This window comes from Nonomuraea solani (assembly GCF_900108335.1).
Lineage (GTDB): Bacteria > Actinomycetota > Actinomycetes > Streptosporangiales > Streptosporangiaceae > Nonomuraea > Nonomuraea solani.
Genome location: NZ_FNVT01000015.1, coordinates 267174 through 288976 on the forward strand (window position 1 = coordinate 267174; position 21803 = coordinate 288976).

At 67.8% G+C, this 21803-nt stretch carries 21 protein-coding genes and 1 pseudogene; 14 read left to right on the plus strand and 8 right to left on the minus strand.

Going from position 1 to position 21803, the window contains the following annotated elements; translation table 11 throughout:
• Nucleotides 1-14: 14 nt before the first annotated feature.
• Both C4V41_RS40960 and C4V41_RS40965 read right to left on the minus strand, forming a co-directional pair.
• Nucleotides 15-377 carry a hypothetical protein gene (locus tag C4V41_RS40960; RefSeq protein ID WP_103961397.1) on the minus strand — a complete coding sequence of 121 codons (363 nt, stop codon included), beginning with the start codon at nt 375-377 and terminating at the stop codon, nt 15-17.
• 63 nt (nt 378-440) lie between these two features.
• Complete coding sequence (locus C4V41_RS40965; protein ID WP_160150562.1) at nt 441-968, minus strand: DUF402 domain-containing protein; 528 nt, start codon at nt 966-968, stop codon at nt 441-443.
• Between the two features lie 142 nt (nt 969-1110).
• Between C4V41_RS40965 and C4V41_RS40970 the strand changes: the two genes are divergently transcribed.
• A complete protein-coding gene (locus C4V41_RS40970) occupies nt 1111-1482 on the plus strand; it encodes an MmcQ/YjbR family DNA-binding protein (protein WP_103961399.1) in 372 nt (123 codons plus the stop codon).
• A 58-nt stretch (nt 1483-1540) separates the two neighbouring features.
• Nucleotides 1541-3013, plus strand: coding sequence for a serine hydrolase domain-containing protein (locus C4V41_RS40975; RefSeq protein ID WP_103961400.1), 1473 nt, complete (start codon nt 1541-1543; stop codon nt 3011-3013).
• Between the two features lie 363 nt (nt 3014-3376).
• Here C4V41_RS40975 and C4V41_RS40980 read toward each other — a convergent pair whose 3' ends face one another.
• Nucleotides 3377-3964, minus strand: a complete 588-nt coding sequence (locus tag C4V41_RS40980) for a TetR/AcrR family transcriptional regulator (protein WP_103961401.1) — start codon at nt 3962-3964, stop codon at nt 3377-3379.
• Between the two features lie 131 nt (nt 3965-4095).
• Here C4V41_RS40980 and C4V41_RS40985 point away from each other — a divergent pair, with 131 nt between their 5' ends.
• Nucleotides 4096-5091 (plus strand): NADP-dependent oxidoreductase, encoded by a 996-nt coding sequence (locus C4V41_RS40985; RefSeq protein WP_103961402.1) that lies wholly within the window; start codon nt 4096-4098, stop codon nt 5089-5091.
• Between the two features lie 391 nt (nt 5092-5482).
• Here C4V41_RS40985 and C4V41_RS62295 read toward each other — a convergent pair whose 3' ends face one another.
• Nucleotides 5483-5935 carry a hypothetical protein gene (locus C4V41_RS62295; protein WP_160150563.1) on the minus strand — a complete coding sequence of 151 codons (453 nt, stop codon included), beginning with the start codon at nt 5933-5935 and terminating at the stop codon, nt 5483-5485.
• A gap of 1001 nt (nt 5936-6936) precedes the next feature.
• Nucleotides 6937-7137 (minus strand): hypothetical protein, encoded by a 201-nt coding sequence (locus C4V41_RS40995; protein WP_103961404.1) that lies wholly within the window; start codon nt 7135-7137, stop codon nt 6937-6939.
• A gap of 301 nt (nt 7138-7438) precedes the next feature.
• On the opposite strand from C4V41_RS40995, the gene C4V41_RS41000 reads away from it, so the two are divergent.
• The 9 genes from C4V41_RS41000 to C4V41_RS41040 all read left to right on the plus strand — a co-directional run bounded on the left by C4V41_RS41000 (nt 7439) and on the right by C4V41_RS41040 (nt 16346).
• Entirely contained in the window at nt 7439-8146 is a 708-nt protein-coding gene (locus C4V41_RS41000) for an SDR family NAD(P)-dependent oxidoreductase (protein ID WP_200824560.1), read from the plus strand.
• Nucleotides 8147-8278: 132 nt separating this feature from the next.
• The gene (locus C4V41_RS41005) at nt 8279-9502 is read left to right on the plus strand and encodes a cytochrome P450 (RefSeq protein WP_235030696.1); all 1224 of its coding nucleotides are present in this window, start codon (nt 8279-8281) and stop codon (nt 9500-9502) included.
• 99 nt (nt 9503-9601) lie between these two features.
• Nucleotides 9602-9799 (plus strand): ferredoxin, encoded by a 198-nt coding sequence (locus tag C4V41_RS41010; protein ID WP_103961405.1) that lies wholly within the window; start codon nt 9602-9604, stop codon nt 9797-9799.
• Complete coding sequence (locus C4V41_RS41015; RefSeq protein WP_200824561.1) at nt 9796-11019, plus strand: NAD(P)/FAD-dependent oxidoreductase; 1224 nt, start codon at nt 9796-9798, stop codon at nt 11017-11019. Before C4V41_RS41010 ends, C4V41_RS41015 begins: the two co-directional genes overlap by 4 nt.
• A gap of 102 nt (nt 11020-11121) precedes the next feature.
• Nucleotides 11122-12603, plus strand: coding sequence for an MFS transporter (locus tag C4V41_RS41020; protein WP_103961406.1), 1482 nt, complete (start codon nt 11122-11124; stop codon nt 12601-12603).
• A 48-nt stretch (nt 12604-12651) separates the two neighbouring features.
• Nucleotides 12652-13350 (plus strand): DedA family protein, encoded by a 699-nt coding sequence (locus C4V41_RS41025; protein WP_103961407.1) that lies wholly within the window; start codon nt 12652-12654, stop codon nt 13348-13350.
• 7 nt (nt 13351-13357) lie between these two features.
• A complete protein-coding gene (locus tag C4V41_RS41030; RefSeq protein ID WP_103961442.1) occupies nt 13358-14332 on the plus strand; it encodes an aldo/keto reductase in 975 nt (324 codons plus the stop codon).
• A gap of 134 nt (nt 14333-14466) precedes the next feature.
• Nucleotides 14467-15669, plus strand: a complete 1203-nt coding sequence (locus C4V41_RS41035; protein WP_103961408.1) for a sensor histidine kinase — start codon at nt 14467-14469, stop codon at nt 15667-15669.
• Nucleotides 15666-16346: a response regulator gene (locus tag C4V41_RS41040; protein ID WP_103961409.1), complete on the plus strand. Its 681-nt coding sequence runs from the start codon at nt 15666-15668 to the stop codon at nt 16344-16346. The genes C4V41_RS41035 and C4V41_RS41040 overlap by 4 nt, the downstream gene beginning before the upstream one ends.
• Nucleotides 16347-16485: 139 nt before the next feature.
• On the opposite strand, the gene C4V41_RS41045 is transcribed toward C4V41_RS41040, so the two are convergent.
• Nucleotides 16486-17172, minus strand: coding sequence for a TetR/AcrR family transcriptional regulator (locus tag C4V41_RS41045; RefSeq protein WP_103961443.1), 687 nt, complete (start codon nt 17170-17172; stop codon nt 16486-16488).
• Nucleotides 17173-17258: 86 nt separating this feature from the next.
• On the opposite strand from C4V41_RS41045, the gene C4V41_RS41050 reads away from it, so the two are divergent.
• On the plus strand, nt 17259-17738 hold the full coding sequence (locus C4V41_RS41050) for a nitroreductase/quinone reductase family protein (protein ID WP_200824562.1): 480 nt from the start codon (nt 17259-17261) through the stop codon (nt 17736-17738).
• Between the two features lie 644 nt (nt 17739-18382).
• Nucleotides 18383-19552: a cytochrome P450 gene (locus C4V41_RS41055; RefSeq protein WP_103961411.1), complete on the plus strand. Its 1170-nt coding sequence runs from the start codon at nt 18383-18385 to the stop codon at nt 19550-19552.
• Nucleotides 19553-20318: 766 nt separating this feature from the next.
• Here the strand turns inward: C4V41_RS41055 and C4V41_RS41065 are convergent.
• Nucleotides 20319-20705, minus strand: coding sequence for a hypothetical protein (locus C4V41_RS41065; protein ID WP_146103967.1), 387 nt, complete (start codon nt 20703-20705; stop codon nt 20319-20321).
• 642 nt (nt 20706-21347) lie between these two features.
• Nucleotides 21348-21803: pseudogene (locus tag C4V41_RS41075) on the minus strand (AAA family ATPase); the annotation flags it as partial.

Below are 21803 nucleotides of genomic sequence, written 5' to 3' on the forward strand. Positions count from 1 at the left end.
GAACGGCCCCGGCATCAGTGCCGGAACACCTGGAGTGAGGACGGTGACCGGCCCGCGGCGAGCGCGCCGGCGGCACCATCGTCGAAGGGTGGAGGGGCACAGGGCCCGACGGCCTCCGAGGTCACGACGGTCCTGGCGGACAGCGTGCCCGGCGGAACCCCGGTCCAGCGGCCGGCGGCGACCCAGGCCGGGCTTTCGTCCGGCAGCAGACCCGGGTGGGAGAGCTGCTCAGAACAGCCCTCGGCGACGCGCGTCACGTCCGTCTGCTGGAGGTTCGTCGACCCGTGGCCGACCTCGGTGGCCGTCAGCGACCACAGGGTGAGTACGAGGAGGAGCGCACCGAGCAGGCGCCGCCGCCATGCGGACGTTCCGGGCAACGCGCCTCCTCCCCTCGATCTTCCGTCTTTTCGCAGGCTAGCCAGGCTCCTGTAAACATGGAGTTAGGAGATGTTGAATTCGTCTGTCAGGGTCGGTTCCCGCCATGACTCGTGGCGCAGTGGTGTCCAGTCGTGCGCGAACGGTCCTTCCCGTCTCTCGATCATCGCGACGACCTCCGTACGGGCCGCGTCGATGTGGCGGTGGTCCCGATCGCTGATCAGGCCCAGCCGTCTGGCCTGCCGATATTCGTCCTCGTCCTTCCACCGGTACTGCGACAGGTCGGGCTCGGCGACCAGGTCCAGCATGAGGTCGAGGGTGTCGATGCCCAGGTGGGTGCGCTGTTTCGGCAGGTCGAAATCGACGTACCAGGAGAGCGGCCGGTTATCGGCGTCGAAGAACTGGCGCACGGTGAAATAGGAGTCGATGCCGTACCAGCTGCGCACCACGGTGTTCCGCCACGCGTACCATCCCAGCTCCCACTCCCCCGAGGCGAGCTCTCGAATGGCACGATCCCGGCCACCGCCATCGTTCGCCACCGCGCTGATCCACGTGGTGGAGATGAGGCCGCGAAGCCCCGGCCAGCCCGCCACGACAAGATATTCGTCGGTATCCTGAATGACACGGTACGGGACCGCCGACCAGACCTTCCCTTGCCATACATGGCGGCGCACGGCGGTTTCCCCGGCTTCGAAGCGTTTGTGCATGCTTCGATCGTGCACGACTGGGAGTTCTATGACGCACGGCGCAGGGCGTGACCGGGTGATCGCGGAATGCCTGGCCAAGCCGGGATCGGTGGAGGACTACCCGTTCGGCGACGAGGTGGCCGTCTTCAAGGTGGCCGGGCGAATGTTCGCACTGGTGCCGCTGGGCCCTCCGCCGGAGAGCATCAGCCTCAAGTGCGACCCCGACCTGGCCGTCGACCTGCGCGCCCGCCACACCGCGATCACGGCCGGCTACCACCTCAACAAGCGTCACTGGAACACCGTGGCCCTCGATGGCTCGGTGCCCGACGAGGAACTGCTGGAGCTGATCGAGCACTCGTACGAGCTGGTGGTGGCACAACTGACCAGGGCACAACGAGCCACACTTTCCGGTTCCCCGTAACAAAGGGGACGGAATTCCGCAATGGTGCCGCTCAGGGCGGCATCGTTAGCGTCGGCGAGTGCTCAGAAACACCGTCGCCGCACTTTTTCTCGCCCTCATCCCCTCGCCGGGCCACACCCCACCGCAGGGCGTCGTCTCCCCCGCCGCGGTGGACGCGTTCGTCACGCGCTACCAAGAGGCGACGGGCCTGCCGGGGGCGGCGGTCGCGATCACCAAGGGAACGCGGGTCGTCCACGCGGCCGGCTACGGCCACACCCCCTCGGGCGCACCGATGACCGCCGACACGCCGATGGCGGTCGCGTCGGTCAGCAAGTCGTTCACCTCACTGGCCGTCATGCAGTTGGTCGAGCAGGGCCAAGTCGAGCTCGACCGTCCAGTACGGGGCTATCTGCCCGAGTTCACCATGGCCGACCCCCGGGCCGCGAAGATCACCGTACGGCAGTTGCTCGACCAGACCTCCGGCATGGCCGACTCGGCCTTCCACGAGAAGAGTCTGCCCCAGCCTGACACGCTGCGGGGCGCGGTGGCCCGGCTGAAGACCGCCGAGCTGGCCGCCGCCCCGGGAACCGTGCACAGCTACCACAACACCAACTACCAGGTCGCCGCCCGGCTGGTCGAAGTCGTCAGCGGCCGGCCGTTCGCCGGCTACCTCAGGGCCAAGGTGTTCGAGCCGCTCGGCATGCGGTACAGCACCACCATCGACACCGACCGCGACCTGCCCGACAGCGCCCGCGGCCACCTGAACATCCTCGGCCTGGCCATCCCGCTGCCCGAGCCCACGGGATTCGGCAACGGCTCGGGCGGGGTGCTGAGCAGCGCCGGCGACATGGCCCGCTGGCTGATCGCGCAGAACAACGGCATCCTTTCGGCCGCGAGCATGCGGGAGATGCGCACGCCGTCCCGGCTGGACGACTCGTACGCGCTCGGCTGGTACGTCGGCAGGACCCCTCGCGGCACACCCGTGGTCGAGCACGGCGGCGACCTGTTCACCTCCACCGCCTACCAACTGCTGATCCCGCAGTCCGGGTACGGCCTGGCGGTCATGGCCAACACCGGCATGACCTACTCGGACGCCAAGACCCTGATGGACGGCCTGGTCACCCTGGTAGAGGGCGGCCACCCCGAAACCCCCTCCGGCCCGCCGTACCTGGCCACCGACGCACTCTTCACGGCGCTGACCCTGGCAACGATCGCCCTGGCCATACTCGGAACGGCCCGCTCCCGCCGCTGGGCCACCCGCCACCACTGGTGGCGACTGCCGCCACTGCTGATGCCCGCCGCGTTGTGCCTGAGCGTGACCCCGATCTTCGGCCTGCTCGCCCGGGGCAGCGACATCATGTGGATCCAGGTGGTCTACCTCTATCCAACGTTCATGCTCTGGCTGGCAACGACCGCAGCGGCAGGCATCGTAGTCACCGCCGCACGAGCCACGTCCCTGCTCACCAGAACGAGCCACAGCCATAGCGACACCGGCACCAGCGACAGCGGCAGCAGCGGCAGCAGCGGCGAAAATCACGTCAGCGCATCATGAAAGCATCGGCCGAGCGATACCAACCCGGCACGTCGAGCAGAAACCGTGCGCGCCTCCCGGAGGCGCGACGCCGGCGTCCTACCCAGTCGCGGCCGCAGAGTAGTCCGAACCGCCGGCCAGGCAAGAGACCGGCAACGACCGACGAGAGCCTCTCTGCCCCTCTCCCTAACGCAACCGCCCCGTCCGCACTGACGCCCCCGTCCGCATCCCCGACCAGCCTCATCCCTCAGTCCCCAGCCCCCCAGCCCTCAGCCCTCAGCCCTCAGCCCTCAGTGAGCCAACTGGTTGGCTGCGCCCAAAAGATCACCACTCCGGAAGTCTCGCGGCCATGTTCGCTGGCGGCCCGCATGCGCAACGATTCACCTACAACCCCAAAGGCAGCGTCCCTCTCAGATCGGTGCTCGCTGGAGTTGCCAGGATCGCGCTGACAACGACACCGAAAAGCCGATCGAGGCGCGGCGCGAGCGAAGGTTGATCGCCGAGCCACGCCAGCGACCCTGCCAGCGCGAACAGGTCCGTGCCGTCGATGTCGGTTCGCGCCATGCCCTCATCCTGAGCACGAACAAGGAGCCGCGTGCCGGCCGCCCGCATCGCGACGCACGAAGTATGAAGTGCCGACTGCGGATCCTCGATGGCGGCCACCATCAACGCCACCACACCGCGATAGTTGTGCGCGCATGCGACGAAGTCGCGCAGCCACGACACCAGCGCATCATCAGGCGAGCTCGACGTCTCGAGCTCCCCCGCCGCCGCCGTCAGCTCGTCGAAGCTCGTACGAAGCAATGCCTCGAACAGCGCCTCACGCGTCGGAAAGTGACGGAGCAGTGTCGCGAGCCCCACCTCAGCTCGGCGTGCGATGTCGCGCATCGATGCCTCGACACCTTGCTCGGTGATGACAGCGCCCGCGACTGCGAGCACGTGGTCGCGATTCTTCCTGGCGTCGGCCCTCATCCGTCCCTCTCGATTTGACTATCCGGATCAGCGATCCATATTATCCGGATCAGTGATCCACATATCCGGACCACTGATCCGATAAGCGTATCCCCTGGCAGGGGCGGGAGAAAATGATGCCGACACACACGATGAGGGCGATCCGGCTGCATGAGCACGGCGGCCCCGAGGTCCTGCGTTACGACGAGGTACCCATTCCCGAGCCGAAGCCGGACGAGGTGCTCGTTCGCGCGCACGCGATCGGCGTCAACCCTCCGGACTGGTACCTGCGCGACGGGCTGATCGATCTGCCTCCGGAGGCGGAGCTGAAGATCAGCCTGCCCGTGATTCCCGGGACGGACGTGTCGGGCGCCGTCGAGGCCGTCGGCGCGGATGTGGACGACCTCTCCATCGGCGACGAAGTCTTCGGCCTCCTTCGCTTTCCCAGCTTCAATGGCAGCGCATATGCCGAGTACGTGGCCGCCCGCGCGTCGGACCTCACCCGCAAGCCGGCGAACGTTGATCATGTGCACGCCGCCGGGGCGCCCATGGCCGGGCTGACCGCTTGGCAGTACCTGATCGAGCTCGGACACGACCATCCATCGCCCTTCCAAGCGGAGCGTCACCACCCGGTGTCACTCGATGCCGGCACGACGGTCCTCATCAACGGCGCCGCGGGCGGCGTGGGGCACTTCGCGGTACAGCTGGCGAAATGGAGAGGCGCACGTGTCATCGCGGTGGCGTCGGGCGCGCACGAGTCGTTCCTGCGCGAACTCGGCGCCGACCAGTTCATCGACTACACCAAGAGCCGCCCCGAGGAACTCGTACACGACGTCGACCTCGTTCTCGACACCGTCGGCGGCCGCGAAAGCAGCCGCTTCCTCCGTACGCTCAAGCGCGGCGGCGCCCTGTTCCCAGTGTTCCCCGGCGTCTACGACCCCGAAGAGACCGCGAAACTGGACGTCACGGTCTCGATCACCCAGGTCCGCTCGAACGGCGCACAACTCGCCGAACTGGGACGCTTGCTCGACACGGGCACGGTTCGCGTCGCACTGGACAGCACGTTCCCCCTCGCGGAAGCCCGAGCGGCACACGAACGCGCCGCCCGAGGACACATCCAAGGCAAGATCGTGCTCACAGCCGCTTAGCACTCCAGCCACAGATCGTGATCCCGATGGCGAGGGGCCGAGGAGACAGGAGGTGGCCAGGGTCGATCACCTGGACGAGATCGGCCACGCCACCGGGTGTCCGTTGTCAGATGACATCGAACCTGGCCATTAGCCCTGGCGTGACTTTGTAGTGGCCAGTTCACCTGTCACAAACCGCGAGGTGGTTGTGTCATTCAGAACGGCCATTTTCCTGCAGTGCCCGCACAGGTAGACCGGAGGCACGGGCCAAGCCCGGCCCGGTGGCGGCGGGCCCCGGTTCGAACGATCCATCTGCCTCGGGGCGCTTTTCCGTTACTGGGCCTTCTACTGGGCCTTGAAGCGACTTAGAGGCCACCCGGATTGGTGCGGATGGATGTTGCCTGCGGGCTGGTCAGGACTTGCCCACTCGGGCCGCCGGGGTTCTCGAACGTGACGCTGCGTAATTGAATACGTCATCGCCTTGTGTAGTTCTACGGATCCCGCCGATCGCTCTTTCGGCCACAATCATCTCGGTCAGCTTGTTGTCGTAGTTCTCCAGGCAGAACCTGTAGTCTCCGCTCCCGAAGGCGGCCGCGATGTATCGGTCGTAGTAGATGTGGTGGGGCGTGCCGAAGTCCTCGTATGCCTGGTCGCCGGTTGCCTGGATGTTCCACACCGCGGCCTGTCCCCCCTGCTCGCAGTCGGCAACGAGGTGGAAGGGCATCCCGCCTTGGTGGAACAGGCATTTGCCGTTGTCGGCTTTGATGCGATACCCGCCCTCCAGCGCGGCGGAGGCCGAAGGCGCGGCGACGGTGACGGCGCAGGCGGCGCCGAGCATCGTGGCGAACAGGCGTGACAGTTTCATCAGTTCCTCCCGCGAGATGGGCGTAGAGACGACACCTACGAACACTATTAGTGATTTTCAAATCACTGTAAGTAGCTGCGGAGGAAGAGAGGCATCGCGGACGTCCTGTCGTGTCCGGCCTCCACCTCAAGATCATTACTGAGGAATCGAGACACACCCACATCTGGGTGAAGCGCCGGGCGTAGGCGCCGCCGAGTGAGTGCGGGACGAGCACGTACGGAGCGGGCGCACCTGTGGCCCGCAGCAGCGCGCGCAGTTCGGTGGCGACCTCGGCGGCCTTGCGCGGCAACGCGGCCGGGTCGCTCCAGCCGGTGCCCGCGCGGTCGTAGAGGACGGAGGTAGTGAATCCCGCGACACGCTCGTGCAGGTTCAGGTAGTCGAGCCCGACGGCGCTGGCGCCGGACATGAACACCACGGCGGGACCACCGCTGCCGGACGTGTGGAGAAAGAGGCGACGACCCTGAACCTCGTAGTGGCGCCCCACCGGGGGGAGGAGTGACGTAGTCATGTCTCGATGATGCGACCCTGACCATGCGTCAAGGTCAAGTCCTAGCGTTCGCCCAGGTCAGGATAAGAAAGCGGCTCTGTCGCCAGCCCGCGCATCACGTCCGCGCAACGACCTCGCCGCTTCGGATAAGAGCCCACAATTCCTCAGGGGCCATCCGCGATCAAAACTTCAGGCACAGGCACTACGCCGTTTCGCGGCTCGGCGCGAGGACTCCCGCGCCCCGCCAAAGTCCACGAGCCAGGCCCTGTGGTGGGCCGCTCTCGTGATGATCGCCACACAACCACCTGGGCCGTCCGCCGCCGTCTCAAGTAACGCCCGGGGCCCTTGACCCTCGCGTTACGCACTCTTCCTTGATCGCCGTGCATGTGGCGAGGGGGATGGTTCCGCGTGCCTTCGCTGGTCTGCGGAGCGGATGGGCAGATGCGGGAGCAGCATCGGCGGTGTCTGTTGCACTCTGTTTGAAGGTGATCCGCTGATGCTCCCGGATGGCACGTTACCGTCGCCGGCCGCGCTGTTGGCGATCGCTGGTGGTGGCCTGCCAGAGGGCGGGCAGGTGAGCGACCGCGGCGGCCAGCTCGCCAGGGTCGGGGACGGCGGGCTGAGCTTGGCTGATCGTGGCCAGCATCGCGTTGGCCTCGGCCAGGTCGGCAGGCTGCTGCGCGCGGGCGGTCCGGTCGCTGGCGGAGTGCCGCACGACGAAGGGCGGGCACGGGGCGCCCTCGGCTGATGCGGGCGTTGATTCCCCGGGGCAGGACACAGACGTTCGCTGGCCTACAGCAGTTTCAGTAGCGGCTCCTGCAATTGCAGTAGCGCGAATTGCCAGCAGTGACACGACGACCGGGCGGCCCGCGCCACGACAGTCTGAGCTGGTGCGCGAGATCGGATGAACGGTTTTCCGACATGGCTGCTTCGCCGTACCGCCCTCGGCCGTCGGCGGAGGCTGACGCATCCGCTTGACGCGGGTTCGAGCCCTACAGACCAAGGAGTGGATCAAAATGATGGACCACGACGTCGCAATCGTCACCGGTGGGGGCGGGGACATCGGCAGGGGTGTCTGCCGGGCGTTGTCAAAGGCCGGGACGACGGTCGTGACGCTCGATCTCGACATCTCACATGCCGACGGCGCCGACCGGGCCATCCAGTGCGACGTGCGGGATCCCGCGGCGTGCGCGGGCGCCGTCGAGGAAGTCGTTCGCGACTTCGGTCGCGTAGACACGCTCGTCAACCTGGCGCAGGCGTTCGTCCAGAAGCCGCTACCTGAACTCACCGACGAGGACATGCGCCTGGTGTTCGACTCCGGGCCTATGGCGACGTTGCGCATGATGCAGCTGTGCTATCGGCACCTCAAGAGACGTGGCGGCGGATCGATCATCAACTTCGCCTCGGCGGCCGGGACCCAGGGAGGCATCCCCGGGCTGGGCGCCTACGCGGCCGCCAAGGAGGCCATCCGGGGCCTGTCCAAGCACGCCGCTGTCGAATGGGGGCCGGACAACATCCGCACCAACGTGATCTGCCCGGCCGCCACCAGCGACCCGAACCGCTTTGGCTTCGGCAAGCAGGTCGCGGACCGCAACCCCCTACGCCGCATCGGCGACCCCGAAGCCGACATCGGCGGCGTGGTCGTCTTCCTCGCCGGCCCCAGTTCCTCCTACATCAACGGACGCACCCTGCACGTCGACGGCGGCGCCGGGACCTTCCGCTGACCACAGCCGGGGCGCCCGGCAGAGGCGACGCCGCTTCTGGCGCCTTGCCGAGACCGGCCCCCTTCGACCAGCACACCTGCATCGACACCACCGCCGTGTCCGGCGGAGACCCCAAACGAGAGAGGAACGGCTTTGAACAGTGCGGCGAACGACGCCCCCCGGATGCCCTTCGAACGGACGAGCACCCTCGATCCGGAGCCCTTGTACGACGAGCTGCGGCGCCAGGGCCCGGTGACGCGGGTGACAACCTCAGTCGGTGATCCCGCCTGGCTGGTGACCGGTTTCGCGGAGGCCCGGCAGATCTATGGCGACAGCCACCGCTTCCGGCGCTCGCACTTCGCGCCCGAGCAGGCGGCCCGGATCGCCGACGCCGCGCTGCTGTCCGGTCCCACGAACAACTACGACAGCGAGGCACGCGAGCACGAGCGGATGCGCCGGATGCTGGTGCCGGCGTTCTCGGTGCCCCGCATGCGGCGGCTGACCGACCGGATCGGGGAGCTGACCGAAAGCTGCCTGGACGACATGGCGGCGGCCCGTAAGGCCCGGCCGGACGAACCGGTGAATCTGAACGACCTGCTGGCCTTCCCGCTCCCGGCGTTGGTGATCTGCGAGCTGCTCGGGGTGCCCCAGGAGGACCGCGCCTTCTTCCGCGGGTTGTCCGAGCGGATCAGCACCATCGACGGGGGTGACGACGCGCGGGCGGCGATGGGCGAGTTCATGGCTTATATGGGCCGGTTGATCGCGATCAAGCGCGAGCAGCCGGGAACGGACGTCATTTCCGACATCCTGGCCATGCAGGCCGAGGACCCCACGTTCACCGACCAGGACATGATGAAAATCTCTGCGGTCCTGCTGTTCGCCGGGCACGAGACGACCGCGGCCCGGATCGGCTTCGGCACGCTGTGGCTGCTGTCCGACCCGAGCCGCCGGGACCGGCTGGCCGGCGACCCGGACGGTGCGGTGCGGTCGACCGTCGAGGAGATCCTGCGGATCGCTGCGCCCGGCGGCGTCGGCATGCTGCGCTACGCCCACGAGGATGTGGAGATCGGCGGCGTCACCATCGCCCGCGGCGATGCGGTGCTCATCTCCAACGACGCGGCCAACCGGGACGGCGCCGTGTTCGCCAACCCGGACGAGTTCGATCCGGACCGCAAGCCCAACACCCACCTCACCTTCGGCCACGGCCCGCGGGTCTGCATCGGCTCGAACCTGGCCCGCACCGAGTTGCGGATCGTCTTCCCGGCGCTGCTGCGCCGTTTCCCCGGCCTGCGCCTGGCCATCGATGTGAACGAGATCGAAGTCCTGTCCGACCGGCGGCTCACCGGCGGAGTGGGCCGCATTCCCGTCGTCTGGTGAACATCGTCTGGTGAGCGTTGCCGCCTGACCGTGCGCCCGGCCCCGTACATGACCGTTCCCCATGACCCCCACATCCCGACAGAGCTGAGGAGCAGAAGCATGCGTGTGGAACTGGACGTGCCCAAGTGCGTTGGCTCCGGGCAGTGCGTCATGGCCGCGCCTGATGTGTTCGATCAGCGGGACGAGGACGGCATCGCCGTCCTGCTGGACGACCACCCCGCCGAGCAACTCTTGTCCGGAGTGCGGGAAGCCGTGGCGATCTGCCCGGCCGCGGCCATCCGCCTGGTGGAGCGGTGAGGAACGTCGTGGTCGTCGGTTTCTCGGCCGCCGGGCTCGCCGCGGCCGAGACGCTCCGCCGAGAGGGCTATGACGGCACCCTGACCGCCATCGGCGACGAGCCTTGGCCGCCCTATGACCGGCCGCCTTTGTCGAAGCAGATTCTGGCCAGGGAGTGGGATGTCGGCAGGCTTGCCCTCCGGCCCCCGTCGGACGTGGCCGCGCTCGATCTGGATCTGCGGCTCGGGACGGCTGCGGCCGGCCTTGATGCGTCGAACCGTACGGTGCGGCTGGCGGACGGCTCGTCGGTGCCCTACGACGGGTTGATCGTGGCGACGGGCGTCCGTCCGCGCCGGCTGCCCGGCCAGGGAGCGCACCTGCTGCGCACTCTCGACGACGCGCTCGCCCTGCGGGAGCGCATCCGGCCGGGGCGGCGCTTGGTGGTGGTCGGCGCCGGGTTCCTGGGCGCGGAGGCCGCCGCGGTGGCCTGGAAACTGGGCGCGCACGTCACCCTGCTGGAGCCAGCGTCGGTGCCGCTGGCGCACGCGGTGGGCGCCGAAGTCGGGCGGGTGCTGTCGCAGGCCCACCGGGATCGCGGTGTGGAGCTGCGCTGCGGGGTGACCGTCACCGAGGTGGCCGAGGACGGGGTGCGGCTCACCGGCGGCGAGATCGTCGAAGGTGACGAGATTCTCGTCGCGATCGGTTCGCTGCCGAACACCGACTGGCTGGCAGGCAGCGGCCTGACGGTCGTCGACGGCGTGGTCTGCGACGAGTACTGCCAGGCCGGGCCGGACGTGTACGCGGCCGGGGACGTCGCTCGCTGGTACAACCCGCTGTTCGGGGTGTCGATGCGGATCGAGCATCGCACCAACGCCGCCGAACAGGGCATGGCCGCCGCCCGCAACCTGCTCGCCGGGCCGCGGGCACGCAAGCCGTTCGCGCCGGTGCCCTACTTCTGGTCCGACCAATACGACATGAGGATCCAGGCTTACGGCTACCTGCGCGGCCACGACGAAGTGGCCATCGTGGAGGGCGACGTGACCGGACACCGGTTCGTGGCCGCCTACCGCACCGGCGACCGGCTCACCGGCGCCCTCGCGGTCGGCATGCCGCCCAAAGCCATCCGCCGATGGCGCCAGGCCATCGCCGTCCGGGCAACCTGGCGCGAGGCCGTACCGGAAAAGGCACCCGCGGCGGTGCATCCGCACGAGGAGGGCCTCCCCAGCGGACCGCAGGGCTGAGGAGCGGCGCCCGATCGCCCGCTTCACGTGCACGCCCGTCCCTCAGCCCTTGCCGAACACGATCGTCCCAGCCAGGCTGCCCCTCACACGGAGATCACGTTCATGCCCCGGACACACCCTCACACCACCGAAGCAGAGCAGCCCAGCCCGGCACGGGCGGGCACCGTCGTGGCGGTCCTGACGTTCGCCGGGATCGTGACCGCGTTCGTGCAGACCCTGGTATTCCCGATCGTTCCCCGTCTGCCCCAGTTGCTGGACGCCTCGGCGTCGGACACCGCCTGGGTCGTCACCGCCACACTGCTGTGCGGCGTCGTTTCCACGCCGGTGATGGGACGGCTCGGCGACCTGTACGGCAAGCGCCGCATGCTCCTGCTCGGCGTCGCCCTGCTGGTGGCCGGCTCGATGATCTGCGCACTGAGCGACTCCCTCGCTCCGTTGCTCGCCGGCCGTGCGCTACAGGGCCTGGGGAACTGCGTGATCCCGCTGAGCATGAGCATCCTGCGTGACACGCTGCCCGCCGATCGGCTTCCCGCGGCGACAGCCGTGACGTTCGGCTCCACGGGCGTCGGCGGCGCCCTTGGCCTGCCCGCCGCCGCGATCATCGCCGACACCTTCGACTGGCACGTGCTGTTCTGGACCTCCGCGATTCTCGGCGCCGCCGCGGCCGTCCTCATTCTGCGGCTCGTGCCCGAGTCGGGGATGCGCACCGGCGGGCGCTTCGACCTGACCGGCGCCGCGGGCCTGGCGGTCGGCCTGGTGTGCCTGCTCCTCGTGGTCTCCAAAGGTAGCGACTGGGGGTGGGACAGCGCCGCCACCCTCGCCTTCTTCGCCGCAGCCGTGGTCGTCCTGCCGCTGTGGGCCTGGTTCGAACTACGCTCCGCCGAACCCATGGTGGACCTGCGCACCACCGTCCGCCCTCAGGTGCTGTTCACTCATCTGGCCGCCCTGTCCCTCGGGGTCGCACTGTTCGCGACGAACCTGGTCCTGCCACAGTTGCTCCAACTGCCGGAGGCCACCGGGTACGGGCTGGGCAAGTCGCTGGTCATTACCGGTCTGGTCATGGCCCCGCAGGGCTTGGTGATGATGGCGGCCTCCCCGTTCTCCGCCCGGCTCACCAAGACCAAGGGCCCGAAGGTGACGCTCATGGTCGGCTCCGTGATCGTGGCGGCCGGCTATCTGCTCAGCATGGTGATGATGGCCGAGGTCTGGCAGATCGCCGTGGCATCTTGCGTCGTCGCCATCGGGGTCGGCTTCGCGTTCGGTGCGCTGCCCACCCTCATCATGGGCGCTGTACCCGTGTCCGGGACTGCCGCCGCCAACGGTCTCAACACCCTCATGCGCGCCATCGGCACCTCCGTCTCCAGCGCCGTGGCCGGCGTGATCCTCGCCGAAATGACCATCGACTTCAACGGTGTGCACCTGCCATCAGAGAACGGACTGCGCGCCGTCCTCGCGATCGCTGCCAGCGCCGCTGTCGTCGCCTTCGCCTCCGCATCCTTCATCCCCCGCCAGAGGCAGGCCGCCACACGCGCGGATCCTCCGGCGCTGGCGGAGACGACAGGGAAGTCCACCGCAGCTGAGTAGGCGACACGAAGCAGCCCAAGTGACCCATTGACATCCCGGAGGAAATGCATGGAGCTCTCCATTGCCCAGCCCATCAGCGAACCGACAGGAGGCCTGGCCGGCTGGGCCATCGACCTGATCGACTCACTCGGCGAGCCAGGGCTCGCGCTCCTCTGCGCTCTGGACAGCATGCTTTCGATCGTCCCCGCCGACATAGTGATGCCGCTGGTCGGCTTCTCCGCCGCCCAGGGAGCCATCAGCCTCGGCGCCGCAATAGCGTGGGCCACAGCGGGATCGGTCGCGGGATCGCTCGTCCTGTACGCCCTCGGGGCGCGACTCGGCCGTGATCGTGCCCGAGCGCTGCTGACGAAGATCCCGGGCATCAAGACAGAGACCGTCGACCGCACCGAAGCCTGGTTCGCCCGGCATGGCGCCAAGGCGGTGGTGTTCGGCCGGCTGCTGCCGGGCTTCCGTAGCCTCATCTCGGTACCGGCCGGGGTCGAGCGGATGCCGCTGCCGACGTTCGTGTTGCTCACCGCGATCGGCAGCCTGATGTGGAATTCCATCCTGCTGGTCACCGGATATCTGCTCGGCGAGAACTGGCACCGAATGGCCGACGTCACGGGCATGTTCCAGTACGTCTTCTTCGGGGCGCTCGCCGTAGCCGCCGTCTTCTTCGTCGCCAAGCGCCGCGGCCGACGCCGCAAGCAGCAAGCCAAGACCGTGGTCCCCGACGGCGTGGTCCCCGACGGCGACGCAACGGAGTGAGGTGACCATGAAGGGCACACGCAGATTGGGGTCGACGGATTACGCGATCAGCCCCATTGGCATGGGTTGTCTGCAATTCGCCCAGGGCCAGGGCATGGCGGGACGGATCTACTCGCCGCTCGATGCGGCCACCACCACTGAGATCGTCGGCAAGGCGCTCGCCGGCCGGGTAAATTGGTTCGACACCGCCGAGACCTACGGCGGAGGCGCCTCCGAGCGGGCCTTGAGCACGGCACTGCAGGAGAACGGGGTCGCCCCTGACGAGGTCATGATCGCCACGAAGTGGGCACCCTGGCTGCGGCGGGCCGCGACCATCGAACACACGATCGGCGACCGCATCGAGGCCCTGCAGGGTTACCCGGTGTGCCTCCACCAAATCCACGGCCCTCGCGGCAGCCTGTCGTCGCTTCCGGCGCAACTGCGGGCGATGGCCCGACTGGCCCGACAACACCGCATCGGCGCCATCGGCGTCAGCGACTTCTCGGCGCGACAGCTGCGGGAAGCCGCCCAAATCCTCCGCGACGAAGGCATCGCACTCGCCGCCAACCAGACCCGGATCAGCCTGCTGGACCGCGACATCGAGCACAACGGCGTCCTGCAGGCCGCCCGCGACCTCGGCATCACCCTGATCGCCTACTCACCGCTGTGCCGCGGCGTGCTCACCGGGCGGCTCCACGAGGACCCCGCGCGCGTAGAGGCGCTGTCGCGGACACGGCGTCGGCTGAACCCGCACCTGCGCGGCCAGGGCCTGATCCGGACGGCGCCCCTGATCGACGAGCTGCGCGCGATCGCGCAGACCTACGGTGTGAGTGTCGCGCAGGTCGCGCTGAACTGGTTGATCAGCTTCTACGGTGACACGGTCGTCGCGATCCCCGGGGCTTCCCAGCCATGCCAGGCCGAGGAAGCCGCCGCCGCGATGGATTTCACGCTGACCGACAAGGAACTCCAGCGACTGGCAGAAGTGAGCGAGCGCGTCCGGTGAAGCCCTACCGAGCGTCCGACCAGGTGCCCCACCCGTCCCTGGGCTGCCCAAGGCAGAGACCTCGGGCAGCTCATACGGCCGTCTACGCTGGGTCTTGTCCATCCTGGACCCAGCACCTGACCTGGAGAATCGCGATGACCGCCAGCCTGGAGCGCTACACGGAGCGCCACCCCCACGCCGTAGATGCGGTGACGGTCCTGGCGCTGTTCGCCTGCGCGGTCCTGGGAGCCAAGCTCAGCACCTCCGGGGCCAGCCGACCGGAGCAGGAGTGGCCGGCCGAACTCCTCGCCGCCATCTCCTGTCTCGCCGTGTTCCGAGCGCGCAGCCACCCGCGCACCGCCGTCGCCGTCACTGCGGTCAGCACCGTGGCCACCGGCGCCCTGGGCTACCTCCTCAGCCCTCTGCTGCTGGCACCCGTCATGACGGCGCTCTACTGGCTGGCCACCCTCACCGACCCCAAACCCACGCGGGTCTACGGCGCGGCGACCATGGCCGTGGTGGTGACCACCACAGTGCTGGACGATCCCACCGGCGACACCTTGCTCCTGCGCACAGTCGCCCCCTTCATCTGGCTGCTGCTGCCCCTCGCCGCCGGCAGCAAGGCCAGCCTCAGACGCGCCTACCTGGAGTCGATGCAGGCCCGCGCCGCACACGCCGAGCGCACCCGCGAGGAAGAAGCACGCCTGCGCGTCGCCGAGGAACGCATGCGCATCGCCCGGGAACTCCACGACGTCGTCGCCCACCACATGGCCGTGGCCAACGCCCAGGCCGGCACCGCCGCCCACCTCGCGCCCACCCACCCCGAGCAGGCACAGAAGATCCTCGCCGACCTCACCGGCACCACATCCTCCGCGCTGCTCGAACTCCGCGCCACCGTCGGGCTGCTACGCCAGGCCGACGACCCCGACTCCCTGGAACCGTCCCCGGGGCTGGACCGCCTGCCCGAGTTGATCTCCGCGTGCGAATCCGCCGGCCTCGACGTCACCGTCACCACCGAAGGAGAACCTCAGCCCCTGTCCCCAGGCGTGGACCTGACGGCGTACCGGATCATCCAGGAAGCCCTTACCAACGTCACCAGGCACGCGGCCGGCCACGCGGCCCACGTCCGGCTCGCCTACTCCGGCTCCCGCCTGCTGATCAGGGTCACCAACGACGGAACCGCCACCACCGCCCCCGCAGACCTAGCCGATGGCTTCGGCCTCATGGGCATGCGCGAACGCGCCCACTCCATCGGCGGTGACCTGAGCGCCGGCCCTCTCCCCGAAGGCGGCTTCGAAGTCACCACCGCGCTGCCGTTCCACCCCCACGCCCTGAAAGAACACGAGGCGACCCCGTGAGCATCCGTGTCCTGCTCGCCGACGACCAAGCCCTGCTGCGAGGCACGTTCCGGCTTCTGATCGACTCCTGCGCGGACATGGAGGTGGTCGGCGAAGCCGCCAACGGCAAGCAGGCCGTGGAGCTCACCCGCGCGCACCATCCGGACGTGGTCCTCATGGACATCCGCATGCCAGGATCGGACGGCCTGGCCGCCACCGCCACCATCTGCGACGACCCTAAGCTGGCCGCCACCCGCGTGCTCATCCTCACCATGTACGAAACCGACGAGTACGTCGCCAAGGCACTGCGCGTCGGCGCCAGCGGCTTCCTCGGCAAGCACGTCACCACGGACACCCTGCTCGCCGGCATCCGTACCGTCGCCTCCGGCGAAGCCCTCCTGTCACCCGGAGCCACCCGCGCCCTCATCACCCGCTTCCTCGCCACACCCGCCCCGGGCGCCCTGATGACATCCCCGCAACGGCTCAGCGACCTCACCCCTCGCGAACGGGAAATCACCATCCTTGCCGCGCAGGGCAAGTCCAACGCCGAGATCGCCGAAGACCTGGTCCTGAGCGTCCTGACCGTACGCACCCACATCCAACGCGCCCTGACCAAACTCGACGCCCGCGACCGCGCCCAACTCGTCGTCATCGCCTACCAGACCGGCCTCGTACACCCCGCGCCTCCCGCCCTGTGACGTCGCCGGTGTCGGCACCCGAGGCCGGACCTGAATGTGCGGTGCGCAACGACGTCTTTCCCGTGTTACCGCGAAGGAACGAGCCCCGATGGTCGAACCAGCCGCGGCGTGAGCGGCTGGTGGCACCGGGGTCGGTGCCTCACTTCGCCGGCGTCTCGCGGACATCGGCGCCGCCCAGCCGGAGCATGGCCTGGTAGAGCTGGTCGCGGGTGAGTGGTGGCTCGGGTAGCGGGTGGCAGCGATCGGCACGGAACCCGTCGAGCATGAGGTGCAGATACCGGCGCCAGGCACCCGGCGCGATGCCGTGGGTGGCGTGGATGATCCGGCTGTGGGCCCAGACGACGAAAACCAGATCCTGCGCGGTCACGTCGGCTCGTAGAGCGCCATGCCGCTGGGCACGTTCGACGATGCGGTCCGCGAGCACAGCTATGTGGGTCTGCTCCTCGTCGAAATAGGACGAGGTGGGCAGGCGTATGGACGCCAGATCGTTGAAGCCCCGGTCGTCGGCCTGGAGCTCACACATCGTCTCCAGGAAGCACCAGAAGCCCTCCCACGCATCGTCCATCTCCGCAGCCTGCTCGGCCGCGTCTCGCCACAGCCGCATCTTCTCCGCGAAGATCGCCCTGACCAGCTCGGCGCGGGTGGCGAAATGCCGGTAGAGGGTGCCGATGGCCAGCCCCGCCCGGCGCGCCACCTCCTCCAGCGGCGCTTCCAAGCCGTGTTCGGCGAAGACGTCCCGTGCGGCGGCCAGCAACGCGTCACGGTTGCGCTGTGCGTCGCGCCGCCGCGGCCGACTCGCGTCACTGGTGCTCGCCACGGTTGTCATGGCCACATGCTATCAACCGGAGGGGTTCCTCATGTTTGTGCTACAGTGCGATTGAACGTGAGGCAACCCTCATTTTTGGAGGCGTAGTGAGCCAGTCAGAGAGCGCGAACGCCGCACTCCCCGATGTCAGGGTCTTCCATTGGATGAACCGGGCCATCCGCCCGTTGCTCGCCTCGCCCCTGCACCGGCTGGTGAGCAAGCGGCTGATGCTGCTGAGCTACACCGGCCACAAGAGCGGCCGCCGGTTCACCATTCCGATCGCCTACTTCGCGTGGGACCCCGGCACCGTCCTGGCCATGTCCAGTGTATTGACCTGGATCCCGAGCATGCGGAGCGGCCCCACCGTCCAACTGCGGATCCGCGGCCGCGAACGCGACGCGGTCCCCGCGGTGGTGGAGGACCGCGGCGAACTCGCCGACCTGCTCGCCAAGTTCGCCCGCCGCAACGGGTCCCGCGCAGCCAGGGCACTACGGCTGGGCCTGCCCGGCGACCGCCAGCCGACCCGTGAAGACCTGGAGGCGGCCAGCGCGAAGACCCGCTTCGTCGTCTTCCATCTGACTCCATGAGTGCGCTGAACGCATCCACGAGGAGTTCGTTCACATTAATGAGTGTTCTGTCACGGGCCCACCAGACAGCCCGGCCGTCTCGTGGTCGAGGAACTGCCGGAGAAGATCCCGACCGACCAGATCACCGCCGGGGCCCAGCCCGAAAGAGGCCACCGCTCTCGAAACCCACAGGGGCCACAAACGGCTGTGGGCGACTACGACGTCGCCCACAACAACGTCCCCGACACCTTCGCGTGCCTGTCTGCCGCAGCCGACAAGGTAATGCTGCCCCCGCAAAGCGGGCATGGACCGCTGCCTAACACAAGGCCGTCTCCGACGCCGCGAGTGTCGCACGGCTCGCCTGCACCAGTGGCCTGGCGAGCTGACAACCGCGCTAGCCGACGACCGCCGCACAACCGCATAGCTCATGGCGGACTACGGCCTGCCCGTACGTCCTGTTGCACAACACCACGGACCACGAGGACTACCTGAACTGCTCACCCCGATGCTCGAACACAGCGCCATCGTCCAGGCCACCGTCGCCATGTTGAGCGGCGAGTGCCATGAGGACACCACAGACGAGCTGACCGGCGAGACCGCCTTTCAGCTCTGCAGAGCACGCCGAGTTGGCAGCGTTCGGTATTGCCGCTATAGGAGGAGACGACATGCTCGACGCACTGCCGGTGGAGCGCGACGCCAAGTGCCCCTTCGATCCGCCGGCGGAGCTGGCGCGGATCCAGGAGACCAGCCCACTGACCCAGATGAGATACCCCAACGGTCATGAGGGCTGGCTGGCGACGAGCCGCGCGCACGTGCGCGCGGTGCTGTCCGACCCACGGTTCAGCGCCCGCAACGAACTGATCAACCGGCCCGTCCCAGGTCCGGTGGGCGAGTTGCCGGCTGCTCGGCCCGGCGAGTTCATCTTCATGGACGCGCCGGAGCACACTCGGTACCGCCGCCTGTTGATCGGCCAGTTCACCGTTCGTCGCATGCGCGCACTCGCCGACCGGGTCGAGCAGATCACCACCGAGCATCTTGACGAGATGAGACGCCAGGGCCCGGGCGTCGATCTGGTGCAAGCCTTCGCACGACCGATTCCCTCGCTGATGATCTGCGAGTTGCTGGGTGTGCCGTACGAGGACCGTGAGACGTTCCAGCGGGACGCCGACATGGTCGTCGGCCAGGAGCCCGATCTGGAGAAGTTCCACGCCGCGCTCATCGGGTTGCGGAGCTTCCTGGGCGACCTCGTGCTCGCCAAGCGCGCCGACCCGACCGACGACCTGCTGAGCGATCTGACCACCAGCGACCTCACCGACGAAGAGCTCACCAACATCGGGGTCTCGCTCCTGAGCGCTGGACAGGTCACCACCATGACCATGCTCACGATGGGCACGCTCGTGCTCCTCCAACAACCGGAACGGTTCGCCGCGATGCGGGACGATACCGAGCGGGCGGTCGAGGAATTGTTGCGCTACCTGACGATCATCCCGTTCCTGAACCGCGTCGCACACGAGGACGTGGAGCTGGACGGGCAGCGGATCAGAGCCGGCGAGACGGTCACGCTCTCACTCCAGGCGGCCAACCGCGACCCCGACCAGTTCACCGAGCCCGATGTCCTCGACCTGGGCCGAGAAGGCAGGGGACACATCGCGTTCGGCCACGGCGTCCACCAGTGCCTCGGCCAGCAATTGGCCCGCGTCGAGATGCAGGCCGCCTTCCGCGCTCTGGCAACCAGGTTCCCGACGCTGCGGCTTGCCGTGCCCTTCGAGGAACTGCCGCTCCGCCCGGGCACGCTGAACTTCGATGTCCTGTCACTCCCGGTGACCTGGGACTAGAGCGTCGATCAGCTAGCTCTGATGGTGTGTGCGGTACCTCTTTCTGATCGTGTCTTCGGCCGGGGTCAGAGAGAGGATCCATGATTCATGCGTCCGGCTCGTGGCAGCCGCCGGTGGAACTGTCCCCGGCCAGCACGTCGGTCTCCAGCGCTCCAGGTCCTCAGGCGTGGCCGGGGCACGCGCCACCCGAAGATCCTTCACCACCGCCAGCGCCAACTCCGGCCACCTCGCCTTCACCCTCACGGCAAGACGAACGACCTGAACGATAGACCTTCAGAATCCCTGAAATCTCATCAATCTCCGATGAAGCCGGAGCACCAGCAGATAGGCCCAGGTCCTGCGGCTAGAGGGAGCAGGGAAGCCAGAAGCAACTCAAGGGTTACTAGTTAAATCAAGCGATCAAGGGCCGACCGGCCGCATGTCAGCCCGCACGTCCGTACTCCGCCGACAGCGCACCGTGTCAACCTCTGGGGCGATTGGGGCGTCTGTTGTCCAGGAGGTCGATGGGTGGAGGTACCGGACGGCCTGGACGACCTGCATCTGGAGTTCCTCTTGATCGAGGCTCTGTGCGCTGAAGCCGAAAGACTGTCGGGGGTCAGCGAGGAAACGCGGGATTCGGTGTTCACCGATCGCGACCGGGTGGTCACTGGTATGCATGAGTGGTGCGGTGTCGTGTTCTGGAGGGGGGCGCGCTCGCACACGAGGCGGTCCGGTCGGCAAGGCGCTGCGGCCCGCCGGCCCGGCCGCCGACGGTGACAAAGGCGCTCTACAGCCTGCCGTTGCGCAACAGGGCCTCGATGCCGAGTTCGAGGTCGCTCTTGCCCATCAACTTGTCGATCGTGCCCGCGACCAGATCATCGGCCAACGCCAAGATGACCGCGTTGCTCGCTGCGAACGCCTCCACCGCCGCCACGTACTGATCGACCTTCGCCGCCTCGGCCGCGTTCAAGTCCTGGGCCTGCCAGCGCTCGCCCGTCTCGACCCACAGCCACATGTCGTCGCGCTGCACCCCGAACACCTGCTTGATCCGCTCCACGGTGTGATCGTCCAGCAGATGCGGAGCGCGCCGCGCCGGCTCCAGGGTCCGCAACTGATCGCGATTGGCGCCCAACTGCTCCAGCACGACCGCGGTCATCATGTCCACATCGCTCACCGGCCGCCACTCGGCTCGCCCCGGCCGTCCCTGCCGCCACCATCACCACGCGCCATGCCCCAGATGGTCCCAGACCCCCGCCAGCCGCCCACCGTACCTTCACCACATCGAGACCAGGGATTGCCTCCCACACCATGATCATTATCTTATCTGCCCCACCCCTCTGTGCGATGGAACGGAATCCGGCGTTAACCATGTCCGGAAGACCGCAGCGGCAGAGGACTACTGACCTGGGAGAACCCCGTTAACGCCGGATCCCGTTCCAAATCTCTCTGACCCCCGCTTCGCACGCGTACCATTTCTCGCCACACGTGCTGCGGCTCAACCCCTCTGCTGCGACTCGCCCATGTGCGGGCACCCCGCACGCGGGCCACGAATTCGCACACGTGCCACGGCTCAACCCGCCTGCCCAACTCGCACAAGTGCGACCAATCCGCACATGTGCCACGACTCACCACATGTGCTACGACACACCACATGCGCCATGTCTGGCCACATGCGCCACGGCTCAACCCCCCTGTGCTGCGACTCGCTCATGTACGAGCACTCCGCTCGTCGAACTCGACCCACCAGACTTCGCCCCGTTGCACACGTCCTCCTGGCACAGGACGGCAGGCGACCCTGCATTTTCCCTCGGTTGGGTCAGGGCCGGGTGGTCGCCGAGTGCGCGATTTTCGAGACCGTTTTGCCCTTGAAGATGAACGTGGCGTTGTCGCCTTCGCCCTCGATCGTCACCTTCACGACCTGCCCCGGCCGGAGCTCACCGTAAAGGATCTTCTCCGACAGCGAATCCTCCAGCTCCCGCTGGATCGTCCGCCGCAGCGGCCGCGCACCCATCACCGGGTCGTAACCCCGGTCGGCCAGCAACTGCTTGGCATCCGGTGACACGTCCAGACCCATGTCGCGGTCCTTCAACCGGGAATCCACCTGCGCGAGCATCAGATCCACGATCTTGATGATCTCGTTCGGCGTCAACTGATGGAAGACCACGATGTCATCGACCCGGTTGAGGAACTCCGGCCGGAAGTGCTGCTTGAGCTCCTCCTGCACCTTCGACTTCATCCGGTCGTAGTTGGAGTCGGCGTCGTTGGACTTGGC